At 58.4% G+C, this 12,252-nt stretch carries 13 protein-coding genes and 1 pseudogene; 9 read left to right on the top strand and 5 right to left on the bottom strand.

Going from position 1 to position 12,252, the window contains the following annotated elements:
* Positions 1-165: 165 nt before the first annotated feature.
* Both ACFX5Q_RS34305 and ACFX5Q_RS34300 read right to left on the bottom strand, forming a co-directional pair.
* A complete protein-coding gene (locus tag ACFX5Q_RS34305) occupies positions 166-525 on the bottom strand; it encodes a hypothetical protein (RefSeq protein ID WP_404284968.1) in 360 nt (119 codons plus the stop codon).
* A 1,134-nt stretch (positions 526-1,659) separates the two neighbouring features.
* Positions 1,660-2,337: pseudogene (locus tag ACFX5Q_RS34300) on the bottom strand (transposase); the annotation flags it as partial.
* Positions 2,338-2,411: 74 nt separating this feature from the next.
* Between ACFX5Q_RS34300 and ACFX5Q_RS34295 the strand changes: the two are divergent.
* The 8 genes from ACFX5Q_RS34295 to ACFX5Q_RS34260 all read left to right on the top strand — a co-directional run bounded on the left by ACFX5Q_RS34295 (position 2,412) and on the right by ACFX5Q_RS34260 (position 8,950).
* Positions 2,412-3,086, top strand: a complete 675-nt coding sequence (locus ACFX5Q_RS34295; RefSeq protein WP_404284966.1) for a hypothetical protein — start codon at positions 2,412-2,414, stop codon at positions 3,084-3,086.
* Positions 3,087-3,290: 204 nt separating this feature from the next.
* Entirely contained in the window at positions 3,291-4,007 is a 717-nt protein-coding gene (locus ACFX5Q_RS34290) for a hypothetical protein (RefSeq protein WP_404284964.1), read from the top strand.
* Positions 3,913-5,022 (top strand): hypothetical protein, encoded by a 1,110-nt coding sequence (locus tag ACFX5Q_RS34285; protein WP_404284963.1) that lies wholly within the window; start codon positions 3,913-3,915, stop codon positions 5,020-5,022. Before ACFX5Q_RS34290 ends, ACFX5Q_RS34285 begins: the two co-directional genes overlap by 95 nt.
* A gap of 113 nt (positions 5,023-5,135) precedes the next feature.
* The gene (locus ACFX5Q_RS34280) at positions 5,136-5,642 is read left to right on the top strand and encodes a helix-turn-helix domain-containing protein (protein ID WP_404284961.1); all 507 of its coding nucleotides are present in this window, start codon (positions 5,136-5,138) and stop codon (positions 5,640-5,642) included.
* A 314-nt stretch (positions 5,643-5,956) separates the two neighbouring features.
* Positions 5,957-7,306: a hypothetical protein gene (locus tag ACFX5Q_RS34275; protein ID WP_404284960.1), complete on the top strand. Its 1,350-nt coding sequence runs from the start codon at positions 5,957-5,959 to the stop codon at positions 7,304-7,306.
* Positions 7,303-7,653, top strand: a complete 351-nt coding sequence (locus ACFX5Q_RS34270) for an antitoxin Xre/MbcA/ParS toxin-binding domain-containing protein (RefSeq protein WP_245452045.1) — start codon at positions 7,303-7,305, stop codon at positions 7,651-7,653. Before ACFX5Q_RS34275 ends, ACFX5Q_RS34270 begins: the two co-directional genes overlap by 4 nt.
* A gap of 3 nt (positions 7,654-7,656) precedes the next feature.
* Positions 7,657-8,238, top strand: coding sequence for an RES family NAD+ phosphorylase (locus ACFX5Q_RS34265; protein WP_404284957.1), 582 nt, complete (start codon positions 7,657-7,659; stop codon positions 8,236-8,238).
* Positions 8,239-8,407: 169 nt separating this feature from the next.
* Positions 8,408-8,950: a hypothetical protein gene (locus ACFX5Q_RS34260; protein WP_404284955.1), complete on the top strand. Its 543-nt coding sequence runs from the start codon at positions 8,408-8,410 to the stop codon at positions 8,948-8,950.
* 91 nt (positions 8,951-9,041) lie between these two features.
* Here ACFX5Q_RS34260 and ACFX5Q_RS34255 read toward each other — a convergent pair whose 3' ends face one another.
* Together ACFX5Q_RS34255 and ACFX5Q_RS34250 are read right to left on the bottom strand one after the other, a co-directional pair.
* A complete protein-coding gene (locus tag ACFX5Q_RS34255) occupies positions 9,042-10,022 on the bottom strand; it encodes a hypothetical protein (protein WP_404284953.1) in 981 nt (326 codons plus the stop codon).
* 143 nt (positions 10,023-10,165) lie between these two features.
* The gene (locus tag ACFX5Q_RS34250) at positions 10,166-10,987 is read right to left on the bottom strand and encodes a hypothetical protein (protein ID WP_404284951.1); all 822 of its coding nucleotides are present in this window, start codon (positions 10,985-10,987) and stop codon (positions 10,166-10,168) included.
* Positions 10,988-11,151: 164 nt separating this feature from the next.
* Between ACFX5Q_RS34250 and ACFX5Q_RS34245 the strand changes: the two genes are divergently transcribed.
* Positions 11,152-11,670, top strand: a complete 519-nt coding sequence (locus ACFX5Q_RS34245; protein WP_404284950.1) for a hypothetical protein — start codon at positions 11,152-11,154, stop codon at positions 11,668-11,670.
* 55 nt (positions 11,671-11,725) lie between these two features.
* Here the strand turns inward: ACFX5Q_RS34245 and ACFX5Q_RS34240 are convergent, their stop codons facing one another.
* On the bottom strand, positions 11,726-12,010 hold the full coding sequence (locus tag ACFX5Q_RS34240; protein WP_404284948.1) for a hypothetical protein: 285 nt from the start codon (positions 12,008-12,010) through the stop codon (positions 11,726-11,728).
* Positions 12,011-12,252: the final 242 nt, after the last annotated feature.

Below are 12,252 nucleotides of genomic sequence, written 5' to 3'. Positions count from 1 at the left end.
ATATCGCAAAACCAACTCAACGCCATAGCCCTGCGGCTCAATCAACGCCCCCGAAAAACCTTGGGCTTCGAAACGCCGGCTGATAGATTGCGAGCGGTGTTGCGTTGACCGGTTGAACCCGCCGGCGGATACCAGACATTCAACACCTCTGGCGCGCCAGTCGTCTCACCCCTTCCACATCGTAGATCTGAGAACGGCCTGCATTTGCTCTGCGAGGTCGAGTTCGCCCCGCGCCTCGATCTCTAAAAGGTATCGGGCCTTGGCCAAGCGATCCCTTTCCGTAACCGCAGCGAAGCCACAGATGGCGAGCAGTGCCCTCTCCTCCTCCCGGCTGGCTCTGTCGGCGCTGCTGCCGCCGTCTATGTTACGCAGGGCTTTACCGAACGCAGCATAAGCTGCCTTGTGCGCCTCAATCAGCACTCGCAGATTGTTGGACGGCTGTTTGTTTCGGGCCGGCGGCTCTACACCGAGCGCCGTTGCCGCAACCGTCGAGGCGACGACTGCGCTGCCGGAGTGGAAGAGCATGGTGCGGCGGTTGATCCTGGACGTGGCAACCTCTCCCATTGCTTTGATGGCGAACAGGACGTAAAACCATTAGAGAGTAACACGACGGTTTGCCCATTCGTGTCAGGATGGAGAGACCCCTTGGCAGTCGACAGCCAGTGCTGCTCCTGTCCGAGATGTAGGTGCTTCGCATCGCCCAGGATGCCGCCCCGACCGTCCTACGAAGGAAGCTTCGATTGGTGGCGAGCTTGTCGCAACCGGGCGCCTCAATTGGGGCCGTGAAGCCTTTGCACCAGCAGTGCGGAGGATGGCGCCAGCCGACAAGCCCGCGCTCGGCCGCCATCATACGGCCGACGCTGGCGACGTCGGCTCTCGTTGGACCGAAATGCAGACTGCGGTCCCAACTGTGCCGACCGCTGACCGGCAGGCAGGGCAAGCCAGGTCGATGAGGTTGTGACGTTGATGATCCACCATCTCTGTCGCCTCCCGACCGGAGGCTAGGTCAAGGACCCTGCATCCTCTTCGAGTAACGGGGTTTCTGGCGTGCGTCTTGCTGTCGTCGCTGACGACGCCCCTCCCGGCCCACCCTCCTCAAGCGCCAGCCTAGCCCCCCGCACATTGCACTAAGTCATGGGAATAGATGAGAAATCGCGATACTAGCAATGTGCGGTAAACATGCACACATTGCGAAATCACCTTCTAAGTTATTGAAAAACAACCTCCCGACCGCAGCGCAATGTTCGTCCTTTTATCCTGCCATATTAATCAGTTGTGTTTTACGATACTTTGTAGCCATTGTCGTTTATACTTACTGACGCGATAACATACGAATCTATTCTCTGCGCTACGATTCCGCCTTTGGGCGTCGAGTTCCGATGCGCCGTGCAGTCTTCCGCGCTCTGCGACGGGTTGTTTCGGCTACAGTGCAGCGCTCGAACCGTCGTGGCGCACTCTTCCATCGGACTGACGGAGCATCGTCACAGGCAATCGAGCGCGGTCCGGCCATCCTGCCGATCGGCACGGCCGCAGGCAGGATAACGTACGTTCCGTCGTTCCTGGTCTGCATCGGTCCTCATCCGCCGGGGCGGATCTCCTTAGCTCAGATGGCGTCCATCACACTGCTGACGCCATGCGTTTCAACTGCCGCCGAGCCGCTCATCGATGCGCTCCCAGCAGCTTGCGGTCCTTGACATGGCCGCGCTGCGCGGCGTCGTCCTCACTCGCGGCCGGATCGCCGACGTAGAAGGTTCCATCGCTCCACATGGCGTGCACGATCACCGCCAGCTTGCGCGCCACCGAGAGGCAGGCTTTGCGGTGGCAGGAGCGTTTGGCGATCTCCCGGCCCCAGCTCTTGACCTTGTCCTTGCCATTGAAGCGCGTCATCTAACCCGATGCCGCTTCGTAGAGCGCACGCCGCACGTCCGCGTCGCGGGCTTTCGAGATGCGGCTCTGCACGTCGATCGACGTGCCGACTGCCATCGCCGCGACGTAAGCCCGAAGTACGCTGCGACGTCGTGCGAACAGCGGAAGCGCGTCGGATCGTCGATCGCCATCATAAACGAGAGCGCCGTCACCGGACCGACGCCGGGGATCGCCAGGCTCGCTGCGCGCTACGATCCTCACGACGAGATCGTGCAGCCGGCAGTACCGGGGCCACAGCGCGCCGCGCGCCGTCAGCATGGCGTCCATCAGCTCGGCCGACAGCGGATCGTCAGCCACAGCCTGGCGAACCGCCCGCTCGAAAGCGCCGCGTCCGACCTTGCTCAGGCGGATGCCGAACGACTTCAGCGAGTGCCGGATGGCGTTCTCCAGATCGAGGAACTTGGCCTTCAGGTTGCGAGATACCTGGCCGATCTTTGGCCGGAGTTCGCCGATTGGCGGGACTCAGATAAGATGGGGCAGGAAGAATGAAGGGCGCTCCAAACATGGTTTCTGCAGAGCTTGTCGAAGCGCGCGAGTTTGCAAACAGGCTGCGCGAAAATCTGCCGGCTCGTATCGACGCTGCCGCTTTAGGGGTTTGGTCCAAAGCGCCATTCCAATTGCTGTGCGCACGCGAAGCGCTGATCTGGCGGAGCGAAGAGCTGGCGCGCAATGCATGCGATGCTCTTGAACGCGAGGACCTGAGCGTTGCCGCCCTTTTGACCCGAGCGCTTACCGAGAATGCTGCCCTGGTGTGGAAACTCTGGGAGATTCTCGATGCGCGGCATACCCATTCACCGCAAGACCTGAACGATCTGCTGATACGTCTGCTCGTGGGCTCACGTAAATGGCCGGATGGGCCACAGGCCATGCAAATCCTGAGCTGTATCGACCGCATGGACAAAGCCGTACCGGGGGTGCGTGCCAGCTACGATAGCCTGAGTGAAGTCGCACATCCGAATTGGTCCGGCGTCGCCGGACTATATTCTAAGCCCGACCCTCCACGGTATTTGACAGATTTCGGACGCGGATTGAGGGATACAAAGGGCACCGTCGCCATGATCGCCAATGCGCTGCTTGGCTCGCTCGGCTTGTTCGAACTTGCGTACAATCGAATATCCGAAGCCATGCCGGAATTCCTGGCGGAACTTGAACCCATTTGATCGAATGAACGCTCCCAGGTCGCAAGCATGCATCACGACCAAGCGCAGAAGTCCTACGGCACCGATCGAGCGCAACTCGTCTACGGAAGGCGCCCCAACGGGACATTCGCTCATATTGGCGAGGTCGCGCGCGGGCTGGCTTGCGGCTGCGTCTGCCCGGCTTGCAATGGGCAACTGGTGGCCCGGCTGAAGGAGGATCACCGGGTGGCGCATTTCGCCCACCACGATGTTGAGGCCTGTGGAGGCGGTCCGGAGACGGTTTTGCATTTGCTGGCAAAGGAAGCGTTTCGCAGCAATCCGAAGCTGATCCTGCCAGAGCGGCTAGGGCTCGATAACAAACGCCTGGTGATGAAGCCCAGCCTGGAGGTCGAAACCGAATTTCTTCGGCTCGAGTACAACGATTCCAAGACCATCATTCCCGACCTCTATGTTCGCGCGCTCGGCTATGACCTGTTCGTCGAGGTCGCCGTCACCCATTTCGCGGACAGCGCTAAAATCCAGCGCCTCAGGGAACACAAGATCCCGGCCGTCGAAATCGATCTGTCCAAGCTTCCGCGTGACTCGCTAAGGGATGCCATCAACGAGGCGGTGCTGAAAACCGCAATGCGTCGGTGGCTTTATCATCCAGGCATCGAAGCTGCGCGGGCCAAGCAAGACGCAGATGAGCTCAAATGGCAGCAAGAACGGGGCAGGCGCGAGGCTGCCGCGGCAGCCAAATACCGAAGCCGGGTCGAGCAAACAGCGACAGCATACAGACAGGCATTGGCGAACCCGGTCGGCCGAGACTTCGTCGTCCCACGCGAGGTCGAGCTTCAAGCGATCGGTCTTGCAAAGTTTGTCGGCCGCGACGTCCCGGGCTTCGCCTGTTTTTCCGAACCGCCGGCGGTATGGAGCCATCATCCTGGCCGAGGTCTTTCATGATCGCTGCCTCGGCAACGCCCAGTGCAAAGCCGTGCCGATCGTCAACCATCTGGAAAAACGCCGGCTGATCCAAAAAGCCTTTCTGCGTGTGTCTGGCGAGGTGGCAGACGATGTCACCGCGATCGATGCCCGCTTCGCCCCGGCGTGGAAAGCGGTCGACAATTATCTGAAATATTTGCTCGGTGAGGGTGTCCTTATCCCGCAAGGCCTCGGTGTCATACTCGCCCCGGCGTTCGCTAAACCATGGAACGCGAGGACCCTGGCTGCAAACCAAAGAACCGGTTTGATTCAGGAGACCGTGCAGCGGGTAGGGTGGATACTTGGCGAGCTTCCCGAAGACGAACGAGCCGGCACAACGGTCGACCAGTGGCTGCAATCGATCCACCAGGAATCCGGTTTGACCTATGACAAGGCACTGCGCTCGGAGGTCGAGGCTCCCAAGATCATCGGCGAAATCGCAACCATTGTGCAGATGCTGGAAGGAAACGGTCCTCTTTTCTATGGGAGCGCAGGGCTGCCTATCGGCAATGCGATTTCCCGCCGCAAAGCCAAGATGGAAGAACAGGCCGAAGTACGCCGCCAACGGCAGCTGTTGGAGGCAAGTCGCCTTCGTCACTCGCGGCGTGACCGTTTATGCGTCGATGCGGAAACGGAATTGAACGGCGAGGATCGAAGCGCTTTCCTGCACACCAAACGAGCGGACATGAACGACATGACGCCCGTGGAACTGGCGGAAGACAGCGAGTCTGGATTGACCCGCGCGCGGGAGGCTCTGTCGGTCTTTGTTAGCCAGCGCCGCATGGAAGCTGCGGCTGCGTCCGAGAAAGCGGACTATCAGGACAAGATCCGCGAGCTGGCAGAAGCGCGACTTTCCCCCGCGGACGCGATGGCGTTTCTGAAGGCACGTGAAGACGATATCGGAGCCCCACTGCAATACGTCAAAGACGAAAGGACGTTTCAGAAGGCCTGTGCGAGACTCACGCAATGGGAGAACGAGTTCGGGAGCCCGTTTTGAGATTCGGGTGCGTTGAACGAATCGTTTGGACGCAGATCAAGATGGCTATTGAAAAATACGGCAACCTCATACATATTGTCTTACACCAGACATTTTGAGGTACTCGTACTATAATGATATCCGCCGCACAATGCCGCGCCGCCCGCGCGCTGCTCGACTGGAGCCAAGACGAGCTCGCGCAGAATGCGCAGGTCGCCCGGGCGACCATCGCCGATTTCGAGCGCAATGTCAGACAGCCCATGCGCAACAATCTGATTTCCATCGTCAGCAGCCTTGAGGCTGCGGGGATCGCCTTCATTGCCGAAGCAGAGGACGGCGCCGGCGTCGGCGTGAAGTTCCGCAAGGTAGAGCTTGAGTACTCGAAGAGCCTGAGGCAGGCGGCCGACGGCCTGATCCTGCCGGCGCGCCACAAAGGCACGGCGTTGTCGGTCTACATCTCGCGCGACTTGATCGACGACATCGATCGGACCAACTACCGGCCGGCCGACTGGCTCGCTGCGGTGCAGAAGCATCTCCCTATCTTCCTGCGGGCCACGGAGGAAGCCATCCTGAAGGGCAAGGTGTCAAGCGACGCCAAACTCGTCCTCTCGCACGATGATTTTCCGTACGGCACCTTCTGATGCAATTTCAGAATAAGAAGGCGCCGCTGTAATGGCGCCTTCTCACATCCATTAGGCAACGACACGCCCGACACTGCAGCGGAAGTGCAGATCGCGCTCGATCGGCAGGTGCAGGCCGCGCATTTCTTTCAACTCGCTTAGACGTTCAATTGGTTACGTCGCTGGACATTTAGAGAACGAAGATGGCGAAGCGTCGGGTTCAAACTCCAATGACGCGCCTGCTATAGGGCTACAAAGAGCTTGCTTTTCACGTTTTTGTTTCATATATCTGAGTTGTGAAACATAAACGTCGCAAGGCGAGTTAGGCTCTTCACGTGGAAAATGTTATCCCCTTTCCCTATGCGGTTGCACCGGTCCAGCCGGTCGGTCATTTCATCCGTCTCGGTGAATCCGGCTACAACAAGCTTGCCGATTTGCATGCCGCGGGACGATTTCCGGCGACGCGCCTTGTGGTGGACGCCTCACGCATCAAGCACCAAAGGGAGCTCATATCTGCATTGCGCGCAGGCGGCGCCGAGTTCGTGCTTGATACGAAGGTGGCCGAGCTTTCTGTTTTGGAGAAGTTTGCAGGCTATGCGCGTCACGCACCATGGTCCGCGATGGGGCAGAGCAGGCCCCTTGCTCCCGAGCATTTCGATCCGCAGCATGCCGGTGACATTTTCGGGCAGATCGCGCGCATGGCCGTCGAGTATGGAATGGATGCCGTGCTGGCGCCGAGCCATTTTCTAGGTGATCCGACTTTCGCCGGGTGGTTTAAGATTGATCGTGCCTCTTGCCTAGCGTTGCGCAACGCGCTCGACCGCGAAGGCGGCAACCATATCGCCGTCGACTACCAGCTGATCGTACCCCACACGAAGCTCAATGAAGATGTCACCCGCAGTGAGATTCTCGATGGCTTGCACGATCTTGCCTATGACAATCTTTGGATTCGCGCATCGGGATTCGGACATAGCTCGGGTCCGCTGGCGACGCGCCGCTTCATCTCGGCTCTCACCGGATTGCACAATCTCGGCAAGCCGATCGTCGCAGATTACCTGGGCGGGCTGAACGGTCACGCAGCTTTGGCTTTCGGAGCGATCTCGGGGCTGTGCCACGGCATCGGCGAGAAGGAAAGCTTTGACGCGCGTTCGTGGCATTTGCCGGTCGAGAAGTCGGAGGATGGCAATTTCGGTCGGGCGACCCGGGTGCAGATTTCCGGCATTGACCGATCGGCGACGGTACCGGAATTAGAGCTTATGGCGAGTGCCTACGGGGCACGCCAGTTGGTGACGTGCTGCGATCGGGCGTGCTGTGCACATGGCCTCAAGAGTACACTGGCCGACCCGCGTCAACATGCTGCCTACCAGAGCTTCACCATGATCGCGGAACTCGCCTCCGTGCCCGATCATAATCGCGCAGGGCATTTCCTGAACGGGCGCATGGTCGAGGTTGACCGCAAGGCGCGCCAGGTGAAGGATTTGAAGTTCGATGTCGCGAAGGCCGCTGAGCGAAATATCGATGTGGCAAAATTGACCAAGCGGCTGACCGATCATAGCAAGCAGATCGGAAAAATGCGACTGACCCTTGAAGATTTACACGAAAGCCGGGCAGATGGCGCGCCACGCGCGCGGCCGATCACTCAGCGCGGCAACGGGCAACGACTAGGCATAGCAGGTTCCAGATGAGTATGGTTCAAGAGGGCGCAGTCGTCCGGTTTTTAGGAGAGCTGCAAGATCTTGGCGGTCTCAAATACTCGGACATCGCCAACATAACCGACGTGTCCAAGGCGACCGTCTCGCGGTGGAAAGCAGGCTCGATAAAGCCCCACCCCCGCAACGAACTGATCCTGTCAGATCTGCACTACATCGTCGGGCGTTTGCAGGAGTATTACACGGCGGATGAGATTCGCTCCTGGCTATATGCGCGTCACCCGCAGCTCGATGGGCAACGGGCGATCGAGCTCATCAATCAGGGCAAATCGATCGAGGTGCTACAGATTCTCGATCGTCTCGAGGCCGGGGCGTATCTGTAACCCATGACAAGGAAGACAACACCTCGGGACAGCAGACTCATCGATGCTCTGGAGGTGTTCCCCCATACGCCGTTTGTGACGACCGCATGGCGTGTGGTGCGCGATGGGCGCGACGTTACCCAATGCAGCGCATCCGGCGGACGATGGGACGACGGCACGTTTGATGTTCTCTACACATCGCTAGCGCGCGACGGAGCGATCGCCGAGATGTATTTCCATCTTCTGCGAGGACAGCCGGTTTTCCCGTCCAAGGCCCAATTCCGACTCTATGAACTCACCGTGTCGTTGAGCGAGGTATTGCGGTTGCCCACGTTACCTGAGCTTGCGGCGCTTGGCCTCGATACGAGTCGCTACGGACAACTCTCCTACGCTGAACGCATGCTGGAATATCCTCGGACACAGGAAGTCGCGGAAGTAGCGCATTTCATGGATTTCGACGCTCTGATGGTGCCGAGCGCCAGATGGCCTGCTTCGAATTTGGTGATTTTCTGCGACCGCCTCGCAGCCGACAGTTTAGAGGTCGTCCAGGATCACGGCCTCATCGACTGGCGGGCATGGCAGCGTGCGAACAACGTGGCACTGTGACCCCCCACATGCACCCGGCCATAGCCGCGGACGGTATGCGACCGCGCTGTTCCGACTGGCGATGCTGCCGTCGCCCCTTGCCGAAATCGCGCTTCGCTACGACAACTAGCGCACGATAATTCCACCCTATAAGCGAGACTCCCCTTCCGATGGTTGCGCGATAGTACCCATGGCAAAAACAAAGAAAAATCGTGACGTCCATCCGCCGGAGCTGGTGCGGCAGTTCTTCGCTCGCAGCGACTATCTCGACACCATGGTGCTGCGCCCCTTAAGCCACATCACCATGAATTGGGAAGCAAGCTGGGATGGTGAGACATATAGTCTCGAGGCAGGGAGTTTTGCGGGCGACCTAAACGAGATTATCGAACAAATTGCCGTCGCTGCACGACCTGATCGCTACCATGACAATGAAGACAGATTGGCCGAAAGAGTGATTGCAGAGCTGCATTGGCCCATCCAGAAAAAAGGTGGGCTTTGGGTAGGTGCGGACTATCAGTCGATCCTGGAACAGGGCGCATTCAGTGATCTGGGCCAGCGGGAACTTGCTGCAGCAGCGGCCGGCCGGGTGCATATGGCGCTCGATTTTGGCCAGACACATTTTGACGACATGGACGATGGTCACATGGCGATGCTGACAGGACTAATGACCATCATGATCTACCATCGCTATTGCGACGGTTCGTCGGTGATGATGCCGGACGAGGACGAATAGGCTTATCGACGCTGGCACGGTCGTTGTCCTCTGAGCCTTGGGAGGCCCAATCCGCAACGGTCGGGCAGGTGATAGGACAAGGATGTTTGGGCTAGGCCATAGCGCCCAAAATGCTCATAACTCTCGTTAAGGTCTCAACCTGGCGAGATTGAAACTCGGCAACCAAAGCCGGGAGCCTCAGGTTGATCCTGTCCTCCCCTCCAAAAAAGAGATTGCGGTTTACAGACCTATCAAAGCGGCCCCCGGTCATATCCGGCAGAAGGACAAATTTCTCTACTGCAACGCCACCTTCTATCCGTTCATACGCTTTTGGCATGTCGTCCAACAGGCCGTCATGAATGATGTGATTTCGCAGAGTTTCAACCGTGATCAGGAACTCGCAGGATTCAAAAAGCGTACCCGCCTCGCCGTTGAAACTCACTCGCTTCCGGTCGCCGTATTGGGCGCTTAAGCTGGATAGACGGGGATACTTACGGAAATCCCGCCTGAGGTGTTCCGCTTCAATCGCGACCTTCACGGTGTAGTCGAGCAAGCTATGCATGCGCACGAAAATGAAACTGAGATAGGCAGACAATTTTGTGGTCACGGGCGAGCTTGAATAGCGAAGCCCGTCTTGATGCTTCATCGGGGGGTAGAAAAAACTCTCGGTGTTAAACGTGAAATAGAATTCGCCGACTAGCTGCTCTATTTCCTTCGCACATTCCTGGATCGAGGCAACCAAATGTTGGCAATCATAAAGGTACAGGAACCGGTTAAGCTCGGGAAATGCCGCAGTTTCAACAAGGGCTTTCTCAAAGATCACCCTTGAAATTGGTGCCTCGGAATTGTGTCCGGCGATACTCACAAACGGGGGCAGCCTGTAGACGAGATCGTCATAAGGAACGCCTTTCATGATCGCCTGCTTAAAGGCGCTATGGAGCTCGACGCACACCGTCTCAACGTCCAAGAGCGCGCTGCCTTGGGAGATTCGCCAGGCACCTTGCGGATCAAACTCGAAATATGGCCTGCCGTCGTTCGGCGGAGCCTCCGTTGGAAACCCGTCAAGATGCAAATATCTGGGCGCTGCGCTCATCAGATTAGAATCCGCTCCGCCTCGTCGAGTGTCCCGTCATCGTCGCGCCGGCCGTAGAGCTGGTCGTTGGGAAGCGCCAGCGGGCCCGCTCGCAGGCGGCGCCCACCAGGACGGGAACGGGACTGAAAACGCTACGAGATGATTCATGCCCGACCCCACGCATCAAATCTTCGAAGCAGGAGGGCAGCTGTCAAAAGCACAATGTGTAGCCGAAATGTGCTGTCGTCGGGCTCTGAGAGCCCCGGATGCGACCCCGCTGGCGCCAGCCGCTTGAACAGACCATTGAGGAACCCTCTGCCGTCATTGTCCCATTCGTTGAGCGCAATGCTGAGAAAACCGGCCGCTGCGAGCTTGGTCCGCCGTGGCTGGCCGCTGGCTAGTACAGCTGCAGATGGATCGATTTTCACTGCCATCTCGTCGAGCACCGAATCGAGAAAATTGCGAAGCTGTCCGTTCGCACTGGCCCATTGGCCTCGCGCGTGAGCGTCGAGCGCCTGGTCTAGATGTCCCTTCGCGGTAGTGAAACCGTGTCGGTCGAGCAGCACCGTCATCTCGGACTGAACCTCTGGCGTGACAATATCCTCGGGCAACGTGCGGCGCAGCTTGCCTGCTATGACTACATAGTTGTCCTGCGCTAAGGCATGCTTGAGCGGTACGTACACAGGGTGAAGAGTGACGGGTTCAGACCAGGGGTATTCCGGCTCTTCGGACGGCATGTGCCGGACCGCTCTTTCAACCAGGACGTTTTCCAGCAGGCCGCCGTTGACCTGCTGCTCTGGGTTAGCATCCACAAACGCCTTGAGGTCATTCATTCGCTTCTTGACGCTGAAGCCGTCGCTTCGAAGCTGGCGATAGACGTCCGGCCCGAATTCAATGAATAGCGCGCTGGTTTCGGCCTGCGTCGAAACCGATTCCAGAACGTCGATCGCCGCGAGCACCGTGCGACGGGAAAAGAGCGGCCCCATTAGAACCTCTTCCAAAGCTGACAACAAAATAGGTTTTCATAGCCTACTGCGATGGGCGAAGGGAGACACGTGTCTTTCCCTCGCATTTTCGCTGGCCACCGGCATTGACAGAAGGTCGCAAAATGTACGACATTGTGTCGTCATTTTGACGACGGGAGATGCTGATGGCTGGGCTGGAGATACCCGAGGACATTTTCGATCGTAAACCTACCCCGGAAGAACTGACGCGGAGATTAACCGCCGCGCTCAAGGAGTTGATGCTCACACCAGGCGACCTCGCCGGCTTCATGGAGAAGAATCGCGACTATCGCGAGAGCTCGGCGACGATTCGAGGAATTCAGCGGATGGTGTCAGGTGAAACCCGCGTCTCCGGCGAGATGATGGTCATTGTGAACATGCTGCTGCGCCAGCACCGCCGGCTCAAGGCCCGCTATCCCGATCTCAAATGGGAGCGGAATCAGCACGGCGCCTATTGGGCGCAGGTCGAGGATTGGTATGTTTATATTTCGCCGCAGACTCGCGGCCGTTGGATCCTCTCTTGTAGTCACGGGCAAAGCCCCAAGGATTACAGCCCGCCTTTTGGTCGCTGGCTGGATTCCCTCGATGAAGCAAAGACCAAAGCACTTGCTTGCGTCGAAGAGGGGATGAACAATCTGGCTGAGTTCTCCTACGAAGCTACCTAAGGTGCGAGACGCGAGCCTTCGCCATTCCGCTGGCCGTCTCTGTAATTCGTATCGATTAGACGGGCTCCAAGCCAAGCAAGTTTGTCCATCCTCGACCAACATTGTTCATGATGGCACTAAGTGACCGAGTGCCCGCGCGCGTAGCAATGACAATCTGCGGCACGCCTGTCGGCAGCCCTTCCAAAAAAATCGAAGGCGCGTCGTGGGAAATCTCGATGACACGGTTTCTTTTAGGCACATGCAGGATGGTCGGCGAGTTCAACTCTGCGTGCTTGATGGCATCCGCGACTTCGCCCAGAACCTTGTGATCGTCAGGTCTCGGGTCGCCATTGGCCGCCACGGTAGCGTTTGATAACAGATGGCGCGCAGCCGCTTTGTCCGTAGCTGGCGGCTTGATAGTCGCCAGAGCTCTGCGCTCTAAGAGCCTTCTCTGATTGGGGTCGTTTAGGTCAAGCCCACTCCTGCACTTTTTTCTGGACCGTCCCGTAGGTCACTCGCTTCTCTTCGCGATCGGCGCTCTGGCCGCCGCATGATGGGGTCAGGAGAGCGAGGCGTCTCAATCTGTTTCACGACCTTGCCGAG

This window comes from Mesorhizobium sp. IMUNJ 23033 (assembly GCF_044778005.1).
GTDB lineage: Bacteria > Pseudomonadota > Alphaproteobacteria > Rhizobiales > Rhizobiaceae > Mesorhizobium > Mesorhizobium amorphae_A.
This window is presented reverse-complemented; position numbering and strand designations above follow the sequence as displayed.